General features: G+C 56.8%; 19 protein-coding genes and 1 pseudogene. 15 read left to right on the top strand and 5 right to left on the bottom strand.

Going from position 1 to position 20289, the window contains the following annotated elements; genetic code table 11:
* Positions 1-140 precede the first annotated feature (140 nt).
* Positions 141-977, bottom strand: coding sequence for a universal stress protein (locus ACXJ5O_RS04445; protein WP_457298837.1), 837 nt, complete (start codon positions 975-977; stop codon positions 141-143).
* 14 nt (positions 978-991) lie between these two features.
* On the opposite strand from ACXJ5O_RS04445, the gene ACXJ5O_RS04440 reads away from it, so the two are divergent.
* From ACXJ5O_RS04440 to ACXJ5O_RS04430, 3 genes are all read left to right on the top strand, one after another.
* Positions 992-1369, top strand: a complete 378-nt coding sequence (locus tag ACXJ5O_RS04440; protein ID WP_457298836.1) for a hypothetical protein — start codon at positions 992-994, stop codon at positions 1367-1369.
* A 287-nt stretch (positions 1370-1656) separates the two neighbouring features.
* Positions 1657-2238, top strand: coding sequence for a flavodoxin domain-containing protein (locus ACXJ5O_RS04435; RefSeq protein ID WP_457298835.1), 582 nt, complete (start codon positions 1657-1659; stop codon positions 2236-2238).
* Positions 2239-2243: 5 nt separating this feature from the next.
* Complete coding sequence (locus ACXJ5O_RS04430) at positions 2244-2429, top strand: hypothetical protein (protein ID WP_457298834.1); 186 nt, start codon at positions 2244-2246, stop codon at positions 2427-2429.
* Positions 2430-2478: 49 nt separating this feature from the next.
* Here the strand turns inward: ACXJ5O_RS04430 and ACXJ5O_RS04425 are convergent, their stop codons facing one another.
* From ACXJ5O_RS04425 to ACXJ5O_RS04415, 3 genes are all read right to left on the bottom strand, one after another.
* Positions 2479-4884 (bottom strand): cation-translocating P-type ATPase, encoded by a 2406-nt coding sequence (locus ACXJ5O_RS04425; RefSeq protein WP_457298833.1) that lies wholly within the window; start codon positions 4882-4884, stop codon positions 2479-2481.
* A 181-nt stretch (positions 4885-5065) separates the two neighbouring features.
* A complete protein-coding gene (locus ACXJ5O_RS04420; protein WP_457298839.1) occupies positions 5066-5473 on the bottom strand; it encodes a universal stress protein in 408 nt (135 codons plus the stop codon).
* Positions 5473-5895: a hypothetical protein gene (locus ACXJ5O_RS04415; protein WP_457298832.1), complete on the bottom strand. Its 423-nt coding sequence runs from the start codon at positions 5893-5895 to the stop codon at positions 5473-5475. The genes ACXJ5O_RS04420 and ACXJ5O_RS04415 overlap by 1 nt, the downstream gene beginning before the upstream one ends.
* A gap of 136 nt (positions 5896-6031) precedes the next feature.
* Between ACXJ5O_RS04415 and ACXJ5O_RS04410 the strand changes: the two genes are divergently transcribed.
* Both ACXJ5O_RS04410 and ACXJ5O_RS04405 read left to right on the top strand, forming a co-directional pair.
* The gene (locus tag ACXJ5O_RS04410) at positions 6032-6418 is read left to right on the top strand and encodes a hypothetical protein (RefSeq protein ID WP_457298831.1); all 387 of its coding nucleotides are present in this window, start codon (positions 6032-6034) and stop codon (positions 6416-6418) included.
* A gap of 45 nt (positions 6419-6463) precedes the next feature.
* Positions 6464-7282: a universal stress protein gene (locus ACXJ5O_RS04405; protein ID WP_457298830.1), complete on the top strand. Its 819-nt coding sequence runs from the start codon at positions 6464-6466 to the stop codon at positions 7280-7282.
* A 15-nt stretch (positions 7283-7297) separates the two neighbouring features.
* Here the strand turns inward: ACXJ5O_RS04405 and ACXJ5O_RS04400 are convergent.
* A pseudogene (locus ACXJ5O_RS04400) lies at positions 7298-9984 on the bottom strand (bifunctional acetate--CoA ligase family protein/GNAT family N-acetyltransferase).
* A 218-nt stretch (positions 9985-10202) separates the two neighbouring features.
* On the opposite strand from ACXJ5O_RS04400, the gene mgtA reads away from it, so the two are divergent.
* The 10 genes from mgtA to ACXJ5O_RS04350 all read left to right on the top strand — a co-directional run.
* A complete protein-coding gene (mgtA, locus tag ACXJ5O_RS04395; protein WP_457298829.1) occupies positions 10203-12782 on the top strand; it encodes a magnesium-translocating P-type ATPase in 2580 nt (859 codons plus the stop codon).
* Positions 12783-12988: 206 nt separating this feature from the next.
* The gene (gene ccoN, locus ACXJ5O_RS04390) at positions 12989-14680 is read left to right on the top strand and encodes a cytochrome-c oxidase, cbb3-type subunit I (RefSeq protein ID WP_457298828.1); all 1692 of its coding nucleotides are present in this window, start codon (positions 12989-12991) and stop codon (positions 14678-14680) included.
* Between the two features lie 3 nt (positions 14681-14683).
* Positions 14684-15415 (top strand): cytochrome-c oxidase, cbb3-type subunit II, encoded by a 732-nt coding sequence (gene ccoO, locus ACXJ5O_RS04385; RefSeq protein ID WP_457298827.1) that lies wholly within the window; start codon positions 14684-14686, stop codon positions 15413-15415.
* Position 15416: 1 nt separating this feature from the next.
* The gene (locus tag ACXJ5O_RS04380; protein WP_457298826.1) at positions 15417-15590 is read left to right on the top strand and encodes a cbb3-type cytochrome c oxidase subunit 3; all 174 of its coding nucleotides are present in this window, start codon (positions 15417-15419) and stop codon (positions 15588-15590) included.
* Positions 15581-16486 (top strand): cytochrome-c oxidase, cbb3-type subunit III, encoded by a 906-nt coding sequence (gene ccoP / locus ACXJ5O_RS04375; RefSeq protein WP_457298825.1) that lies wholly within the window; start codon positions 15581-15583, stop codon positions 16484-16486. The genes ACXJ5O_RS04380 and ccoP overlap by 10 nt, the downstream gene beginning before the upstream one ends.
* A complete protein-coding gene (locus tag ACXJ5O_RS04370; protein ID WP_457298824.1) occupies positions 16483-16671 on the top strand; it encodes a hypothetical protein in 189 nt (62 codons plus the stop codon). The genes ccoP and ACXJ5O_RS04370 overlap by 4 nt, the downstream gene beginning before the upstream one ends.
* 41 nt (positions 16672-16712) lie before the next feature.
* Positions 16713-17501, top strand: a complete 789-nt coding sequence (locus ACXJ5O_RS04365; RefSeq protein WP_457298823.1) for a DUF2189 domain-containing protein — start codon at positions 16713-16715, stop codon at positions 17499-17501.
* 16 nt (positions 17502-17517) lie between these two features.
* On the top strand, positions 17518-19776 hold the full coding sequence (locus ACXJ5O_RS04360) for a cation-translocating P-type ATPase (RefSeq protein ID WP_457298822.1): 2259 nt from the start codon (positions 17518-17520) through the stop codon (positions 19774-19776).
* Positions 19773-19925: a cbb3-type cytochrome oxidase assembly protein CcoS gene (ccoS, locus tag ACXJ5O_RS04355; protein WP_112531976.1), complete on the top strand. Its 153-nt coding sequence runs from the start codon at positions 19773-19775 to the stop codon at positions 19923-19925. The genes ACXJ5O_RS04360 and ccoS overlap by 4 nt, the downstream gene beginning before the upstream one ends.
* Before the next feature lie 236 nt (positions 19926-20161).
* Positions 20162-20289: SPW repeat domain-containing protein (locus ACXJ5O_RS04350; RefSeq protein WP_457298838.1), on the top strand; the 128-nt coding region annotated here is incomplete at its 3' end.

Genomic DNA, 20289 nt, shown 5'->3' with positions numbered 1-20289 from the left:
CAATGTAGGGCTGGCCGTCATGTGCACAGGCCAGCCGTCCCACGGTCGCGTTCTCGATCACCTGCATGATTTCGAATTGGTTCATCTCGGTAATTTGCATGGTGAACTGCTCCCTGTTCGCGCTGTTACGATTTCCCTCTTCAACGTGCCATGAGGATGGGCACGCTGGGATCCTCGATCATGGATCTGGTCACACCACCAAATATCCACTCCCGCGTGCGCGAATGTCCGTACCCACCCATGACGACGAGATCGGCAGAGATGTCTGTTGCATGTTGTTTGAGAACATCGGCGATCGGTTCGCCTCCGCTCGGAAGACGGTCCACGTCAACCTTGATTCCGTGATGGGCGAGATAGGCGGCGATGTCAGCACCCGGTTCTGGACCATTGGCGATCGAACTGGTGTCGGGATCAACTATGGTCACATGCACCGCTTCAGCAGATGCCATGATGTCAAGGGCCTCGCGAGCTGCTCTCGCGCATTCTACGCCAGAATCCCAGGCGAGTAAGACACGTTTCGGACGCAGCGTCGGCTTGGTGCCGTGCGGAATCAGAAAAATCGGTCGACCGGACTCAAACAAGGCTCCGTCGATAATTTTACCTTTCAATGTTTCATGGGCCAATAAATCGGGACCAATAAAAGTCGCATCTGCGTAGCGCGCGTGTCTACCAGCGATGTGCCCAAGTCGTGCGGGTTCGGGATATTCATCTGTTATAGTAGCCGAAATGCTGGCATCCCTGACAAGCATTTCCATGTCCTCGACCCTGCTTTTCAGAGCCGCGAGATCCCGATGGCGCTCCTTCACCCATACATCGGCGGTCCCAATGGGATAGTCCCCGATTGGCGGCAAAGAGGCGACAGCGAAAACCATCACCGACAGTTGGGCGTTAATTTCCGAACAGAGGTCAATTGCAATCTTTAAGTCGTTGTCGGTTTGATTGACCTCTACGATGCTCAGCAGGCTCTTGAAATGCATTTTGATCCCTCCGAATGACGCAGCGATTTCGTGACCAAGCATTAGAGGCAAGCCCGCAAGGCCGCATTGCGCTAGATCAATGTGTGAGACACGTTTGGCGCTATATTTTGGGCTGCGATTTGACCGAGATTTTATCCGGGAAATCAACGCACTATGACATGGAGGAGAAAATGGACTTGCACGATTTGAGGGATCGGCTCGCCAAGGTAAATGAAGATGCCGAAGCGCTTGTTAGAGACATTCAAGAAATGCTTGCTTTGGGTAAAACGCCGGGCAGTCGAGCATGGACAGCAATGTGCAACGGGATGGTGATGCGCTATCAGAATACCATCCAGGCCAACGAAGAAGTTATGTCCAGGATCGATCATCATTTGATATCGGCAGGAGACTGACTCGCCCGCACGACGGGCCCTAAGCGCCTTGCGTTCTCCTTCCGAGCCGACGAGTCCCGACAGATGAACTTTGCCGCCCATTACAATGACGTGCGATTTCCGAAACCCGCCCACTTTTGTCAGGAGGAACCTCGACCCATTTCCGTCGGGCGTTACAGTGAGACCTTTTCACGCCAAACGCTGCTACAGCACTGTGTTCCGACCACGTTTCACTGGAGTTTGATGCGAATCAATGCGGGCGGCTCGTATATCACCGAGGCTTGCAACACCCGGAAAATAAATCCCGGATGATCAATGTCAGAGGACTCGCCATGAAATTCCTGGTGCTTTATTCCACGATTGAGGGTCAGACCCGAAAAATCGCCGAAGCGGTTGCCAGCCACCTAGAGACGCAAGGCCACATGGTCATGCTGACCGATGCAAACCAGGTCGGATTTGCGGACCCGGGCACAAGCGATGGCGCGATCCTGTGCGCGCCTGTTCATATTGGTCGCTATCCGTCTCCATTTGTCCACTATGTCCATGATTGGGATACGGTTCTCAACGACATGCCGTCAGCCTTCATTTCCGTGTCGCTCTCTATTGCAAGTGCCGATGAGGAGGAAAGGACTGAGGCGAGAAATTGTCCGGTCAGGCTTGCGGATGAGACGGGATGGAAGCCTCGATTTGTCCTACACTGTGCCGGCGCACTCAAGTATACGGAGTACGACTTTTTCAAGCGCTGGATGCTCAAGCGCATCGCGTCGGCCGAGGGCGGACCGATTGACACAAAACACGATTACGAGCTGACCAATTGGACTGAGATCAAGCGCTTTGTCGACGACTTCTCGCAAGCCCTCACCAAAGAACGCGATTTGGCGGGCGAGTAACAGTGATGTTTGGATGGTTCGTTCGCTTGCTGTTGATTGTCGCCGGGGTGATCACCGGATGGTTCGTGGCGCGCGACGCTACAAACTTTGGGGTCCTGCAGATGTTTGTGATGCTGGCCCTGATCACGATCTGCGTCGCAGCATTGGCCTTCTGGCCAACGCTCTTGTCATGGTTCAGGGGCCAACGGTAAAAGCTTTCGAAACATCATCGGCTGCACGCTGCATCAGCCAATCTTCCTCCTAGCCGATAATTCGTCGGACAGCAGGTAGAAACTTCACCACGTCGAACAGCAACACCGCAACCACTCCGGCTCCTGCGGCGAGCGAGGCCTGTCCGATTTCGGGCCTGGTGAATCCGAATAGTTCGGCCAGATTGGGTTGGACAATGCAAATTGAAACAACCGACACTGCTATCGCCGCGGCGATCCAGAATGTCATTCGACCGCGTTCAAACATGTGCAGAATGACCGTCTCGCGGCTGCTGTTCACCAAGGCCAGCGACAAGTTCCCGGCCGTTACGGCAATGAAAGCAGCGGTTCGGGCCGTTTCGACCGATGCTTCCTGCAACAACAGTCCATGGTAAAGCGCAAGGCAAACGATGAGGAGCACGCTGCCCTGGAGAAGGCCAAAGATAATCTGAGGAATGCCTGCAAGCGGATCTTCGACCGACCGCGGCGGTCGCATCATAATATCTCGCTCAGCCGGCGTGCGTTCAAAAACAATCGAGCACATCGGGTCGATGATCATCTCGATCACCACAACATGCGCCGGAAAGAAAAGTGGCGGCATGCCTGCAACCAGAGGTACAAGCGCCAACCCAGCGATCGGGACGTGGACCGCGGAAATGTAAATCATCACCTTCCGCAGATTGTCGAAGATGCGCCTTCCCATCTTGACTGCGCTGACAATACTTCCAAAATCTTCGTCTAGCAGCACTATCCCTGCCGCTTCGCGGGCAACGTCTGTGCCACGCTTTCCCATTGCAATGCCGATATGTGCCGCCTTGAGTGCTGGCGCATCGTTAACGCCATCGCCAGTCATGGCAACGATCTCACCCTGGCGTTTGAGAGCTTCGACAATTCGCAGCTTTTGCTCGGGCATGATGCGGGCAAAGACATTTGCGCAGGAAACCAGCCGCTTCATCTCTGCATCGTCCGCACGTTCGAGTTCGTCGCCAGTGACAGCGCCATCTTTGGTGTCAATGCCGGCAGCAAAGGCGATTGCCAATGCCGTCGCTGGATAATCACCTGTGATCATTTTGACCGAAATTCCCGCGCGGAATGCTTCTCTCACCGCCACAGGCACAGTTGGCCGCAAAGGATCCTCGAATCCGACCAGCCCGGCAAAGGTAAAATCGAAGTCGTGTTGTGAATTAGGCAAATCATCCCGCGTAGTCGTCCCGATGCCGACGCCGAGCACACGCAAGCCCTTTTCGGCCATGGCCTGAACATGTTCCATGATCCTTGCTGCTTTTTCATCTGTGAGATGACATAGATCAATGATGGCCTCCGGTGCGCCCTTGCAGGCGACCGCAAAATGCCCGGCGTGATCCTTCCAAGCGATAGACATTGCCAACAGTTCCGGCTTGAGACCGTACTCGCGAACCATGGGCCAATCCATCGTTTGATATTCTCCGGCCCGCGATGCCAGTCCTGCAACCGCCCTGTCCATCGGATCGATGGATGCGTGGCGAGTCGCGAGCCAAGCAGAATTTACGAGCGGTCGGAAGGCGTACGGTAAGTCACGTAAGTCTGGCTCAACTTCGAGTTGGTCGGTCAAGATGTCGAGGTGACGGACACGCATGCGGTTTTCGGTGAGCGTCCCGGTCTTGTCCACGCAAAGAACGGTCGCGGCTCCAAGAGTTTCGATGACGGCCGGCCGGCGGGCCAATACCTTGATGCGTGCCAGCCGCCATGCGCCGATGGCCAGAAAAATTGTCAAAACGACCGGGAATTCTTCCGGCAGCATGCCCATGGCAAGCGCGATGCCTGAGAGGACGCCTTGCAGCCAGTCCTCGCGATAGACACCGTAAAAGATAACCAAAGCGCAGCACACGATCGCGGCCAGTCCTCCGAAAAGCCGAACGATACGGTTCACCGAGATCTGGAGCCGGGTCCTTTCCACAACGATCGAAGCCAACGAGACGCCGATCCGTCCCGCACGGGTTCGTGGCCCGGTATCTAACACAGTCGCCGCTCCATGGCCCTTGACGACAAGGGTTCCGGAATAGACGAATGGCTGGTCGTCGCCTCCAGGCTCGGCAGCCAACTGACCGCCTTCGCCTGCCCGCTTGCGGACGGGAACACTCTCTCCCGTCAAGAGTGATTCATCGACAACCAACCCTGAGTTGCTTATCAAAATCCCGTCGGCTGGAACGCGTTCCCCTTCATCGAGCAGCATGACGTCTCCTGCCACGACTTCGTTCGCTCCAATGGTGCACTCCTTGCCCTCGCGGAAGACCCGCGCCGTTGGTGCGCCCAGCATCCGCAGCGCCGCAAGCGCGTTTTCGCTCCGCTGCTGCTGATAAAAGATGAGCCCGATGGTGAGGATAGCAAAGCCAGCCAGCAGGAGACCTTCCGCAAGATCGCCAATCAAGAGATAAAGCGCTGCCGCCACAACGAGGAGCAACAACATCGGTTCGGTCAAAATTTCTCTCGCGATAGCGAATACCGACCTGCTGGCGTCTTCCGGGATGTGTTGGGACCATATTTGTCAAGTTGACGCTTCGCCTCGGCACTGGTCGGCCCCGCATGCGTTGGGCTTGACGATATCCCTGAGCGGGCAATGGGTTGCGGCATATTCATCTCGTCACCTTGGTAAGAAACTGTCAGCGCATCATGAAAACGGGGATTGGCGATGTTTCGATCATGGTCTTGGTTACGCCCCCAAAAAGCCGCTCGCGCAGGCGCGAGTGTCCGTATGCGCCCATGACGATCAGGTCGGCGGAGATTTCGCTCGCATGCTGTTTCAAAAGGTCCGCGACCGACATGCCGCATGTGCGCAACCGATCAATCTTCACCTTTATGCCATGTCTGGCCAGGTAGGCGGCAATGTTTGCTCGTGGACTGCCATCTGGCACGTCGTTTGAATCGCCATCGACTATCGCGACGTGGGCGTCCACGGCGGTTGCCATGACATTGACGGCTTCACGCGCCGCACGCACAGCCTCGATCCGCCCGTCCCAGGCAAGCATGACGTTGTGCGGACGCAAGGTGGCACGCGCGCCCGTCGGCACTACCAAGATCGGCCTTCCGGAATGGAACAGAGCTCGCTTAATACAGGCGTTTTCAGCGCAGGCTGGTGCAGAAGATCTGGACCGATAATGGTGAGGTCCGAAAATCGYGCACGCTGCCCGATGATTTCCTCCGCCCATTCCCGTTCGCAATAGTAACTGTCGACGTCAGCCTTGAGGCCGGCAGTCTGGACAAGCGATATGATTTGCTTTTCGCGCTTCTTCATCGCAGCAATATCTGCCTCGCGCTCCAGCAACCATGCTCCGGAAACCACAACCCCATAGCCACCGATCGGAGTAGGTGCAAGCGACACGATGAGGACACTCAGATGCGCGTCCTGCTCCTTACAGAGGTGCATGGCATTCAAAATGTCGCGGTCACACTGATCTATCCCGATGACACTAAATACGCTCCTGCACGACATGGCAGCGATCCTTGTTTGAGGAACCTTACGTCCAAGTCTTGAGCGTAGGCCGTAGCATTGCAGGGCTCCTTGCGCTGGATCAAAGCGCGCCGAAAATTTGTTCGATAGTGATTCCACACCAACAAGGAGATTTACGATGGTCAATTTGACAGAACTGACTTCCAAATTCCGCCATGTGCGGCTGGTGTTGGCACGCGAGAAAGGTCATCCGGCGGGCGATTCCCACGAAGGCTATGATTTGCTGGTGCCTCTCGACGAGTACGGACAGCTTGACGCCGTGGAGTGGAAAGAAAACCAGAGCCTGTGCCGCGTCCGCCGCTTTCGCCCCAAGGGCGAGGACTTGATTGGCAGGCTGCGAAGGAAACCAGGCGGTCAATGGTATTTCGACTACGCACAAGGCGTCTCCGACGACGAACTTGCCTTTCATCTGAGTGACGAACGCTTTGTCCCAGGCGAATACATCTCCATCGGCAATGGCAACGCCATGCGTCCCTACCGGATAACCTTGGTGGAAAAGCCATAGGTCATCCGGCGCTGCAAGAACCCGTATTTTTGAAAGGTGACAGCGATGTCCTACAGAACCATACTCGCCAATCTCAACATCGACGGTCCGGTTGCGCCGCTCATGGACTACGCGATCAATCTCGCTGCTCGATTCAACTCTCACCTGATTGGCTTTGCAGCTGCGGTTCCATCAGCTCCGATGGCATGGCCCGAAGGTGTGGTGACCGACGGCGACATGGCTCACGAACGCGAAGAAATCGAGCTACGGATGAAAAATTTGCGTCGTGAATTTGAGAGTCATGCAGGAACCAACGTCTCGCGCGAATGGCGCGATGGTGTCGCCAATCCAACTCGGCTCATTATTGAAATGTCGAGGGTGGCCGACCTGATTGTCACGGGGTGTGAAGACGATTTTACCCTCGGTCATCCCGAGCGCTTCATCAATTTGGGCAATCTCGTGCTGCAAGCTGGTCGGCCCGTCCTCGTTGCGGCAAAGGGCGCGAGGCGCATTTTTACCAATACCGCCCTGATTGCGTGGAAGGACACCCGCGAAGCGCGCCGCGCTGTTGTCGATGCCCTTCCGTTGTTGTGCCAAGCCAGCGAGGTGGTGGTCGTGACGGTCGACCGGGGCGCGGACATTCTCACTCAGGAGAGCATCGACGACGTTTGCGCATTCCTTCGCCGTCATGGCGTGACCGCGCGAAGCGAGATCATCAAGGACAGACACGAGAGCGAAAGCCTTCTTCGTTTCGCCAGACAGATGGGCGCGGAACTGGTCGTCTCAGGCGCATACGGCCACAGCAGGGTACGGGAATTGGTTTTTGGCGGCGTCACGCGTTCCCTCCTCGCAGAAGAGAGTTTCAGTCGATTCCTGTCGAGCTGAACGTCGACCGTGTCATCAGGCTCGCTGCAGATTGAGCGTTGCCAGCATGAGACTTTGATCTGATGGATGGTGTAAGATTGAAAATCCAAATTCTCGGCACAATGTCAGCATCTTCTTGTTCTCGCTGAGTATGAACCCTTCAATCTGTTTCACCCCGTCCGCTCTTGCAAAATTGATCAATTGACGGAGCAATTCCCAACCAAGGCCCTGCCCCTGCAAGTCGGTTCTGACAAGGACTGCGTATTCTGCGATTTCGTGATCCGGATCGGAGTTGAGTCGAGCTATCCCGGCCAGTTCCCCGCTTGGTTTGTTCAAGGCCACGAAAGCCATGTCGCGGTCATAATCAAGCTGTGTGAGACGACGCAGACTATCATCGGAAAACGTCGGGCGCGGAGCAAGAAAGCGCAAGCGAAGGTCGTGCGCCGATACCTTCGACAGAAAAGGCGGATACAGACCCACATCGTCCGGTCGGATCGGCCTCAAGTGGTACGTTGTTCCATCGAGCGTCACGTCTCGCGCCCAATTCGACGGATAAGGCCGGATGGCGAGACCGGGATTGGGACCGGATCGCTTCAATCCATTTGGATCAATTTCAATCCGCGCATCAAGTGCAACTACACCGTCAGCGTCGGCAAGAAGCGGATTGATATCCATCGAAATCAAGCATGGAAAGTCGACGATCATTTGCGACACGGCGCTGATCGCATCGACTATGCACGCCCTGTCGGCGGCCGGGCGGTCGCGAAATCCAGCCAGCAGACGGCCGATGCGTGTTCTGTCGATCAGATCGCCTGCAAGGACGTTATCGAGCGGCGGTAGGCTGACGGCTGTATCATCAACCAGTTCCACCCCGGTGCCGCCGGCTCCGAATAAGATCACCGGGCCGAAAACAGGATCGTGGCTCATACCCAGGATCAATTCCTGCGCGTTTTTGCGCATGACCATCGGCTGAACTGCAAAACCGTCGCCGTCTGCATCGCGACTGAGGGCCTTGACGCGCGCGCCGATTGCGACCGCTGCTTCACGCGCCGCTCCCGGCGTTGCAATATCCAGCACCACGCCGCCGACATCTGATTTGTGGGTGAGCGATTTGGAAAGCAATTTCACCACAACGTTGCCGCCTACTGACAGTAATTCGCCGGCAGCATGCTCCACCTCATCAACCGTCCGCGCCACAAGGGTCCGGGGAACTGGAATTCCGTATGCTGCAATTGCCGCCTTGGCTTCCGGTTCAGTCAGCATGCGGCGGCCTTCGGCCGCTGCCCGGTGAAAGAGACGGTAAACGGCCTCGCGATCAAAGCGCTTATCATCGTGCCGACTGTCGGGAACACGCATTAACGCCTGTTGTGCGTGTGACCAGTCGGAAAGATAGGATATCGCATTGGCGGCTGCCGCCGGCGTTTCGTAGCTTGCGATCCCGGCGTCGACGAGCACACGGCGACCTTCACGGGCCACACGCTCACCGAGCCAGCAGGCAAAAACGGGTTTGCCGGCAATCATTCCGGAACTAGCCAACGAAGCAACAGCGGTGGCGGCGGCAATGGGCGACGCCAGTCCGGTCGGACAATTGAGCACCAAAATGGCGTCGGTTCCGGGATCGGCGGCAACAGCCTCTACCGCAGCCTTGAACCGTTCGGGCGGGGCGTCGCCGACGATGTCCACTGGATTGGCATGTGACCAATTTGCGGCAGACACTGATCAAGGCGCTCCAGTGTGATCGCCGAAAGCTCTGCCAGCTCGCCCTTGTTGTCCATTAACTGGTCGACCGCGAGAACGCCTACGCCGCCACCATTGGTGACGATACCCACCCGCACCCGCTCCAGCAAAGCAAATCTTGAAAGGGTTTCCGTCGCATCGAACAGTTCCGCCAGTCCGCTGACGCGCAGTACCCCGGCTCGTCGCAACGCGGCGTCGACCACCCGGTCGGCACCCGACAAGGCACCTGTGTGCGTTGCGGCAGCTTTTGCGGCCGCGTTATGCCGTCCAGGCTTGATTGCAATGACAGGTTTGAGGCGGGCAGCAGCCCGGGCGGCGGACATGAATTTGCGCGGATGCGGAATCGATTCCAGATACATGACGATCGCCTTTGTCCCGGCATCTCCTGCCAGCAAGTCGAGGCAATCTGCGACGTCAACATCCGCCATGCCTCCAAGTGACACGATTTGCGAAAAACCGATCTGATTGTCGGCAGCCCAATCGATAAGCGACGTTGCGATCGCGCCCGATTGCGACAGCAGCGCGATCTTACCGGGCTGGGCATTCATGTGGGCGAAACTGGCATTTAGTTTAACTGGCGGCAGCAGCAGACCGACTGTATTGGGTCCGATGATGCGTAAGAGGTAAGGCTTCGCAGCATCGAGCATTTCCTGCCTCAACCCGTTCGTGCCATTGAGGCCGGCAGTAATGACGACGGCCGCGCGGGTACCTTTTTCCCCCAGATCGCGGATGAGGCCGGGAACCGTCTGTGAGGGTGTGACAATGATGGCCAAACCCGGGAGGCCCGGGATATCTTCCACTTTAGGATAACAGGTTCGACCCTCGACCATTTTGTACTTAGGATTGACTGGCCATATCTCACCTTCGAATCCTCCGCTCACAAGGTTGCGCATGACGATGCTGCCGACCGATCCTGCTTTGTCCGACGCACCGATCAGCGCAACGGATTTCGGGTGAAATGCGTGTTCCAGGTTTCGAACGCTCATGCGCAATTTCCTTATGACTTGCGCTGGATCATGCACATTAACTCATCTTCATCTTTGATCCGCATCAAGGACGGTGGTCCTTGGGCATACTTGATACGGATCAATGCCGCCGTCGGCGGGAAGACTATCGGTAAGAGCTCCGACGATGGGAACGAATTCCCTCTTTGAACTTGAAAGCTGTGTAGCGAATGCTATTCCGATCGGCACCAGATTCTAAAATGTCCAGGGATATCGCCCTCGGCGATGCATATTGGTCTCGCCCTGCAGGTCAGTTGATGAGTGAACTCACAACGACATCAGAGGGACTTGCCTCAATAGAAGCAAAGAAAAGACTGGCCGCGGTCGGGCCCAATTCTTTCAGCGAAGCCTCTGGAACATCCGCAATTGCCACACTGGCGCGTCAGTTTCGCAGCCCTCTCGTGCTTATTCTTGTCTTTGCCGCTGGCGCGTCGGCCGCCGTTGGTGAAGGGCATGAGTCAATCATCATCACCGCCATCGTCCTGGCAAGTTGTCTGCTGAGCTTTACACAGGAATACGGAGCCTCGAAAGCAGTACAAGCCTTAAGAGAGGTAGTTGCCCGCAAGGCCACGGTCATGCGCGACGGGGCAGAAATCAGCGTCTCAGCGAACGACATCGTACCGGGAGACGTCCTCCATCTTTCGGCTGGCAACCTTATTCCGGCAGACGGCATCATTCTGGAGGCCCGCGACTTCAACGTGAGCGAGTCGGCGCTTACGGGCGAGACCTTTCCGGCAGTGAAATCGCCGGGCATATCAGACGTAGCTGCAGGCCTCGCGGTCCGTAGCAACAGCGTCTTTACAGGTACATCGGTTCGCAGCGGGACCGCGACTGTTCTAGTCGTCAAGACGGGAAGACAAACCGAGTTCGCCAGCATCGCGGCTGTCATTGAGCGGCGAATTCCGGAAACCGAATTTGCAAGAGGCATCCGTCGCTTCGGTTATCTCATGACCGAGATCATGTTGGCGATCGTCATCCTGGTCCTTTTCGCGAATCTTCTTCTTCATCGCCCGCTGATCGATTCACTGCTCTTCTCGCTGGCGTTAGCCGTGGGTCTCACGCCCGAACTTCTGCCCGCAATCATAAGCGTCACATTGGCACGAGGCGCACGTGCAATGGCCAAGGCCGGCGTGGTGGTCCGGAGGCTCGATGCAATCGAGAACCTCGGAAGCATGGATCTGCTTTGCACTGACAAGACGGGTACTCTCACGGAAGGCGTCATACATCTGGACGGGTGTCTCGATGTGGAGGGAAAAGCATCGCAGCAGGTCGCAGTCTGGGCCCGGCTGAATGCAACGCTCCAGACAGGACTAAAAAACCCTCTCGATGAGTCTATCGCCAACGCCGAAGACGCAACGGATTGTCTTGCGCACTACGCCAAGGTCGACGAGATCCCTTACGACTTCATACGAAAGCGTCTTTCCGTGATTGTCCGAGGGCTGGAGTCCAACGAGAATTTGGTCATCTGCAAAGGAGCCGTCCAAAACGTCTTGGAGGTTTGTACGTCCGTCCTGACTACAAAGGGCGTTCGACCGATCGACGCCCGCATTCGTACAGACATTGAGACGCGATTCAAGACGTGGAGCGGTCAAGGCTATCGCGTGCTCGGCCTTGCAATCCGCCGGCTCAGTCCCGATCGCGTGTTCACGCGGCAAGACGAAACAGATCTTTGTTTTGCGGGCTTTCTACTTTTCCTTGATCCGCCGAAGCGAGACATGGCCGCAACGCTTGCCTCGCTGACCAGAAGAGGCATCGGCATCAAGGTCATCACCGGAGACAACCGCTACGTGGCTGCGCATCTCGCCGAAACGATTGGTCTTGCCAAGAAGAACATCATCACAGGTCAGCAACTGGCACGCATGACCAAGCATGCACTGTTTGCAGTTGCCTCAAAAACGGACCTTTTTGTTGAAATCGACCCCAATCAGAAAGAGCGGATTGTCGAGGCCCTGCAAAGCCGGGGCCACGTGGTCGGATATCTCGGCGACGGTATCAATGATGCGCCCGCCCTGCACGCTGCCGACGTCGGTATTTCCGTCAACAGTGCAGTCGATGTTGCACGGGAGGCGGCCGACATCATTCTACTTGAACGYGATCTTGGTGTACTCGGGCGTGGCGTCGATGATGGTAGGAAGACCTTCGCCAACACGATGAAATACATTTCGATCACGACCAGCGCTAATTTTGGCAACATGGTGAGCATGGCACTGGCCTCCCTGTTTTTGCCATTCCTCCCCTTGCTTGCCAAGCAGATACTCCTGAACAATTTCCTATCGGACTTGCCCTCGCTTGCCATCTCAACCGACAATGTCGATGAGGAACAGACCAGGATGCCAAGACATTGGGACATTGCCTTTGTCCGGCGCTTCATGCTGACCTTTGGCCTTGTCAGCAGCTTTTTTGATTTCTTGACATTCGGCTTCTTGATTTTTGTTGCCCACGCGACAGCCCAGACGTTCCAGACTGCCTGGTTCATCGAGTCCCTTATTACCGAGCTGGCGATCGTTTTCGTCGTTCGCACCAGAAAGGCCTTTTGGCAAAGTCGGCCAAGCGCGGTGCTCGTCTGGTTGACGGCGGGCACTTTCCTGGTCGCTGTGGTGACACCTATATTGCCATACGCGGCCTGGTTCGGATTTGTGCCATTACCACTGCCGATAATGGCCGGGCTCTTTGCCATCACCATCATGTATCTCATCGCATCCGAGGCCACGAAGCATTGGTTTTTTTCTGGCACACACGTTTCCCCGACACGAGACGCGGCCAGAGCACGCGTCATTTGAGCTGGGCGCTAAACAGGACGTCGTGACCGTTCCGGCTCTTGGTTTGTCCCTGGAGAATGGGCGTGAGGCCTCGGCGGCCGACAACAATATAAGGCCGGGCATCTTTGACATGGATCAAAGAAGAGATTTGGCAGCACGCTAGGTTGCTCTCAACGGATTCTACATAGGACGCACGCGGATTGGACTAATCACAGCCAAACCAATCAATGCGACGGCTTTCATTATCGGGGGCAATCGAAGTGATTTCACAATTGACTGGCAATGAGCGTGTACTGGCAGCGCTTACGTTCCTCATCCTCCTTTGTATTGGCGTAACGATGGCCGCTGCGGGGCGCGATGATCTTATCGGGACGCACGGCTGGGTCATCGCAGTCAGCGCAATCGCAGGTGCCGTGGCGCTGCTGCGCGCCTACGACGCCCCTGAGCCATCCCCGGCGCGCCTGTCTGAGTATTATGATGAACCCAGCAAGGTCGGCATCATCCTGACGTTGGTCTGGGGAGTGATCGGTATGCTCGTCGGCGTGTGGATTGCGGCCCTTCTGGCTTGGCCGGAACTGACTATTGACGCCGCGTGGGCAAGCTTCGGCCGTCTGCGTCCGGTCCACACCAGTGGCGTGATTTTCGGTTTCGGCGGCAACGCCCTCATCGCCACGTCATTTCATGTTCTTCAAAGGACAACCCGCGCGCGCCTGCCGGATCAGTTCAGTCCATGGTTCGTGCTGTTGGGCTATAACCTGTTCTGCGTGCTGGCCGCGAGCGGCTATCTCATGGGCATCACCCAGTCGAAGGAATATGCTGAGCCGGAATGGTATGCGGACATCTGGCTGGTCGTGGTCTGGGTCGTCTATTTCTCGATCTATATTCGCACGCTTCTGCGCCGTAAGGAGCCGCACATCTACGTGGCCAATTGGTACTACATGGCCTTCATCCTGGTCGTCGCCCTCCTGCACATCATCAACAACCTCGCGGTTCCCATCTCCTTTGGACACGCCAAAAGCTATTCGCTGTTCTCCGGCGTGCAGGATGCCATGACGCAGTGGTGGTACGGCCACAACGCCGTGGCCTTCTTCCTGACGGCGGGTTTCCTTGGGATGATGTACTACTACCTCCCTAAACGGGCGGGCCGTCCGATCTATTCCTACAGAACTTCAATCATCAGCTTCTGGGGCATCACCTTCATGTATATGTGGGCGGGTTCGCACCACCTCCATTACACGGCCCTCCCCCACTGGGTTCAGAGCCTTGGAATGGCGTTCTCGGTGGTCCTGCTCGTTCCGTCCTGGGCATCGGCCGGAAATGCGCTGCTGACGCTCAACGGAGCCTGGCACAAGGTGCGTGACGATGCGGTACTTCGTTTCATGATGCTGGCTGCGATCTTCTACGGCCTTGCGACATTCGAAGGGTCCTTCATGGCAATTCGCGCCGTCAACTCACTCTCCCACTACACCGATTGGACCATCGGCCACGTTCATGCCGGCGCGCTCGGTTGGGTCGCCATGATCACATACGGCTCGCTCTATGCACTGACGCCCTGGCTATGGAAACGCCCGGCGCTTTATTCGGCCAAGCTGGTGGAGTGGCACTTCTGGCTCGCCCTGTCCGGAACGATAGTCTACGTCTTCGCGATGTGGAATTCCGGCGTGATCCAAGGCCTGATGTGGCGGACCTACAACGACAGCGGCACCTTGAGTTATTCCTTTGTCGACTCGCTTGTCGCCATGCACCCCTACTATATAGCCCGCGCATTTGGCGGTCTGCTGTTCCTGTCGGGTGCGGTGATTGCTCTCTACAACATCGTCATGACGATCCGATCGCCTGTACCCGTCGCATCGGAATCTGCCTCGGACATTCCCTTGGGCCTTGAGCCTGCCACACCAATCGCCCAAGCCGGAGAATAGAAAATGTTCAATTTTCACTATCGGCTTGAACGCAATGCGATCGGATTTGTCATCGCCATCATTGTCGTCGCCAGCATCGGCGGCTTCATCGAAATCGCTCCGCTGTTCACGATCGACGAGACCGTCGAAAAAGCGCCGKACATGCGGGTCTACACGCCACTCGAGGTTGCCGGCCGCAACATCTACATCCGGGAAGGTTGTTATGCCTGCCATTCCCAGATGATCCGCACGTTGCGCGACGAGGTGGAGAGATACGGTCCGTATTCACTGGCGGTAGAGTCGAAATATGATCATCCCATGCTGTGGGGCTCGAAGCGAACGGGACCGGATCTGGCCCGCGTCGGGGGGAAATATTCCAACGACTGGATGACTGCACACCTCAACAACCCGCGTGACGTGGTTCCGGAGTCCAACATGCCTGCCTATCGCTGGCTGCTGCGCAACCAGTTGGAGACGGGTGACCTTGGCGAGCATCTGGCAGCATTGCGGGCGGTGGGCGTGCCCTACACCGATGACATGATCGCCAACGCGCCGAAGGACGCCGTCGGCCAAGCCAACCCGGACACGGATTTGGCCACTGGCGTCATCGAGCGATATGGCGAGAAGACGGATGTGAGCCTGTTTGACGGCAATCAGGGCTCCGTTACCGAAATGGATGCGCTGGTGGCCTACCTTCAGGTGCTCGGACACCTGACAGACGCCGCCCATACCACGCCGCAAAACGAGGTGGAGTGAAATGACGATCGATCACGAGATGCTGACGGGCTTTTCCAAATCATTCGGACTGTTCTACCTGATCGCAATGTCGATCGGTGTGTTGGTCTACACATACTGGCCGTCGAACAAGAAGCCTTTTGAACATGCCGCGGTAGCGGTGATATCCGACGAAGAGGATAGGCCATGTCTGTAGGCGAACGTGACCCATTCACTGGCCATCAAACGACCGGGCATGAATGGAATGGCATCAAGGAATTGAACACACCAGTTCCGAGACCTGTGTACTTTTTTCTCATCACCATGGGTGTCTTCGCGCTGGGCTGGACCCTTCTGATGCCGAGCTGGCCGTATGGGACCGGGTATTTCAAAGGGCTGCTCGGCGTTGACCAGAAGCAGGCGGTCGCCAAATCGATCGAAGAAGCCACCGCAGAACGTGCGAACTGGATGACCCGGATCGAAAAGGAAGGTCTCGCACAGATCCAGTCCGACGCCGACCTGATGCGCACTGTCCGCGAGGACGGGCGCACGCTGTTCGGCGACAACTGTGCGGCCTGCCATGGGGCGAACGCAAGGGGCAACAAGGGCTTCCCCAACGTCGCAGAGTCACCAATGTTATGGGGCGACGATCCCCAAACAGTGTTGCAGACTGTGACAGTCGGCATCAATGGTGCCCATCCCAACACACGGGTTTCCCAAATGCTTGCCTTTGGCCGCGATGGGATGTTGACGCAGGAACAGGTTTCGCTGCTGGCTGGCTTTGTGACGTCGCTGTCCGACCCCGCCATGGTCACCGACAAAAACAAGGAAGATATTGCGAAGGGAAAAGACCTCTTCGTCACCAATTGCGTCGCCTGTCATGGCAAAGACGCCAAAGGCTTGGTCGAGAGCGGTGCTCCCAACCTTACCGACCAATATTGGATTTATGGAGGAAGCCGCGGCGACATCTACCAAACCATCTTTTCCGGTCGCCAGGGCCACATGCCGAGCTGGGGTGCACGTCTCACGCCTGCGCAGATCAAGATCATCACGCTTTATCTTCTCGATTTAAGGAAAAACCGAGCCGAGACGACGGCGGGAGGCGCGTCATGAACATCATCATCGCATGGCCAAAGCGCTGGATATTTCTCGTCGTTGCTTTGGGATTGAGTGTGGTCATCCTGGCGAACATTCATCTGGTTTACGTTGCATTTCAGTCGCGTCCTGAGTGCGTCGACCACCTGAAGGTCAAAAGCCAGCAGGACGGCACGTACCGCGCAGCGGATTCAGCATGTTGAGTAAAGTCCGCACAGTGAAGCGACACAGGGAGAGGCTTCCAATGAAAATTCCCGTAACCGTTCCGCCACTTCCAAAGGCTGTCGATCGCAACAGGCATCTTTCACCCAGCGAAGCGTTGACTTGGTTTGCGCAAGGCTGGCACGATCTGTGGACGGTCCCGTTTCCCAGTCTTGTCTATGGCGCTGGCGTAGCAATCATTTCGCTTGCAATCGCTGCCGGAATTCTCTTCTACAGGCTGGACTTTGCGCTCTTTCCCGCACTTGCGGGCTTCCTGGTGGTCGGCCCCGCACTTGCCACAGGCCTCTATGTCAAGAGCCGACGCCTGTCCAAGGGGTCGCCCGTCACGCTGGCTTCCATGCTGATTCCCGAGAGGGGCACCAGCCAGCACGTCCTGTTCGTCGGGACCGTCCTGTTGGGTCTGATGCTGCTGTGGATGCGTGCTGCCGTGCTTCTGTATGCGCTGTTCTTTGGTTGGAAGCCGTTCCCGGGAATGGATCATATCCTCCCCATGCTGTTCGGCACCCCGATGGGTGTGGCGATGCTGGCGGTCGGCGTGGCCATCGGCGGGATTTTCGCGGCCTTCGCCTTTGCCATCAGCGTCTTCTCCATCCCCATGGTGCTGGACAAGAAATTCGACGCATTTACTGCCATGGGAACGAGCATGTCGATCGTCTGGAACAATTTGCCAGTCATGCTGCTGTGGGGCGCAATTGTGCTGAGCCTCACCGTGATCGCGTTGTTTTCGGGAATGATCGGCTTCGTCATCATTTTCCCGTTGCTAGGTCATGCGACCTGGCATGCCTACGTAACGATGCGGGATTCGGATTAGCGATATGACGTGCTGTATGCCCGCAACCACAGTTGTTTCCGCCGATGCCTTTCGCCCGTCAACCCCGTCGGCCGAAGAATTCAGACTGGCAAGCCGGAGCATCGGCGACGGCATCCTGCAGACGGAAATCTCCGTCCCGTCGATCCACTGCGGCGGCTGCATCAACAAAATCGAGCGGGGACTGGCAAAGCTTGACGGTGTGCAGAACGTGCGGGTCAATCTGTCGAGCAAACGTTTGGCGCTGCGCTGGTCGGACCGGGGGACTCCTCCCGATGCGATAGGCGCGCTTAAGCAGCTCGGCTATGATGGGCATCTCTTCGATCCCACCGAAGCCGCCAAGCCTGACGGCGAACTTCCAAGGATGCTCAGGGCTCTGGCGGTTGCCGCATTTGCGTCCATGAACATCATGTCGTTGTCAGTCTCCGTCTGGGCGGGTGCAGAAGGTTCCACGCGAAACATCCTTCATTGGATTTGTGCCAGCATAGCCCTGCCCGCGCTCATCTATTCCGGACGGGTGTTTTATCGATCCGCCTGGCGCGCGCTCCGGCACGGGCAAACCAATATGGACGTGCCGATTTCCATCGGCATCGCCGCGGCCTTTGCCCTCAGCGTCTACGACACCTATCACGGATACGAACACGCCTATTTTGACGCCGCAACGTCTTTGGTGTTTTTCCTGTTGATCGGGCGTACGCTGGATTATGTCATGCGCGAGCGGACGCGCACGGCGGTGAAGGGGCTCGCACAACTGTCGCCTCGGGGTGCGTTGACGATCGGAGCCGACGGCGAATATGAATATCTCCCGTTGAGAGAGATCCGGCCGGGCACGCGTCTGTTGATCACCGCCGGCGAGCGCGTTCCTGTCGATTGCGAAGTTGAGCGCGGTATCTCCGATATAGACTTCTCGCTCGTAACTGGCGAAAGCGCCCCACGCCCAGTCGAATCGGGTGCAGCCCTGCAGGCCGGAACATTGAATATCACCGGGTCGCTGGTCGTTGTTGCCACAGCTGTTGCCGATGATTCATTTCTCGCCGAAATGATACGGCTGATGGAAGCCGCCGAATCCGGCAAGTCGGTTTATCGGCGTATTGCCGACCGTGCTTCCCGTCTTTACGCGCCGGCGGTTCACTTGACGTCGCTCCTCAGCTTCGTGGGCTGGATGATTTTTCAAGGCGATGTGCATCAGGCCGCGACAGTCGCCATTGCTGTTTTGATCATCACCTGCCCTTGCGCACTCGGTCTTGCGGTGCCGATGGTCCAGGTCATGGCTGCGCGCCGGCTCTTCGAAAGCAGGATCATGGTCAAAGACGGATCGGCTATGGAACGCCTCAATGAGATCGACACTGTCGTCTTCGACAAGACGGGGACGCTCACGCTGGGGCAACTGCAGGTCACGAATATCGACGAGATTGACCGCAGGGCCTTCTCCATGGCTATGGAGCTTGCTTCCCATTCACGCCATCCGACCGCACAGGCAATTTACGCTGCCGCACCACACGCAGCCCATTCCCGGGTTCACTTTGACCAAGTACAGGAATTTCCCGGCCTCGGATTGGAAGGCATCTCTCGGGGCAAGGTCTATCGGCTTGGGCGAGCGGCATTCGCCCGTAAGTACGATGGGGGACAAATTCCGGCCGAAACGGTGTTTTCTTGCGATGGGCGAAAGCTCGCGTCGTTCGTTTTCTCCGACAGGCTCCGGCCAGGCGCGCATTCCCTCGTCGAGAAATTGCGCAAGGCCGGAATTGCCGTGGAGATAATATCCGGCGACAGCGAACCCGCGGTGCGTGAAATTGCTGATCAGCTCGGCATGCCGAATTACACGGCGGGCGTCCTGCCGGGCGGGAAGCTTGAACGCATAAAAATGCTGACAAAGCAGGGCCGGAAGGTCCTGATGGTCGGTGACGGCTTAAATGATGCGCCCGCTCTCATGGCAGCGCATGTATCCATGGCCCCTGCAACCGCCGCCGACGTTGGTCGCAACAATGCCGACTTTGTTTTTCTTCAAGACAGCCTCGAAACCGTGTTTCTTGCTTATCGGATCGCACGGGATGCAGGTAAATTGATCCGGCAGAACTTCGTCATCGCCATCGGCTACAATGTCGTGGCGCTACCTGTCGCAATTCTCGGTCACGCAACTCCCTTTGTCGCGGCGATTGCCATGTCCCTGTCGTCCATAGTGGTTGTGGCCAACGCGCTCAGGCTCAAGGGCGAGCCAATGCTGGGAACGACAAAGCCGTTGGGCTTCAAGTTGCCGCTGGAGGTAGTGGTAAAATGAGCGACTTCTTCTACTTGATCCCCATTTCCCTTGCGCTCGGTCTGGCAGGACTGGTTCTGTTCCTGTGGTCCCTGAAGAACGGGCAGTACGAAGACTTGGACGGGGCCTCCGAGCGCATTTTATATGACGACGATATGCCTTCCCAGTAGCGACCAGAAATCACGGTAAGTGCGTGTGGCGTGAAATCTGCCTGTGTCGCTAGCAGTCCAGGGCTGCCAGCCAAGATTCAGTTGACTTGAGTGTGGTATCGCCGAGCGTGGCCAACCTGATCCGTCGATATGCCCGACGAGTGGGCATCTAGTTCGAATTGATCCACCGCAATGTGATGAATTTCAACATCCCTAATGTGATCGCAATATACTGGCGCTCGTAGGAGAAATGTCGAATGAGCAGATTCCGCTGGCAAGATTGGTGCTTGGCCATCATTGGTTTGTGGCTGATTATCTCACCTTTTGTCCTTGGTTACGACTTGCCATACTCCGGCAAACCATACTGGATCTCCTGGAATTTCAT

The sequence above is a fragment of the Phyllobacterium sp. P5_D12 genome, assembly GCF_054049495.1.
This window is presented reverse-complemented; position numbering and strand designations above follow the sequence as displayed.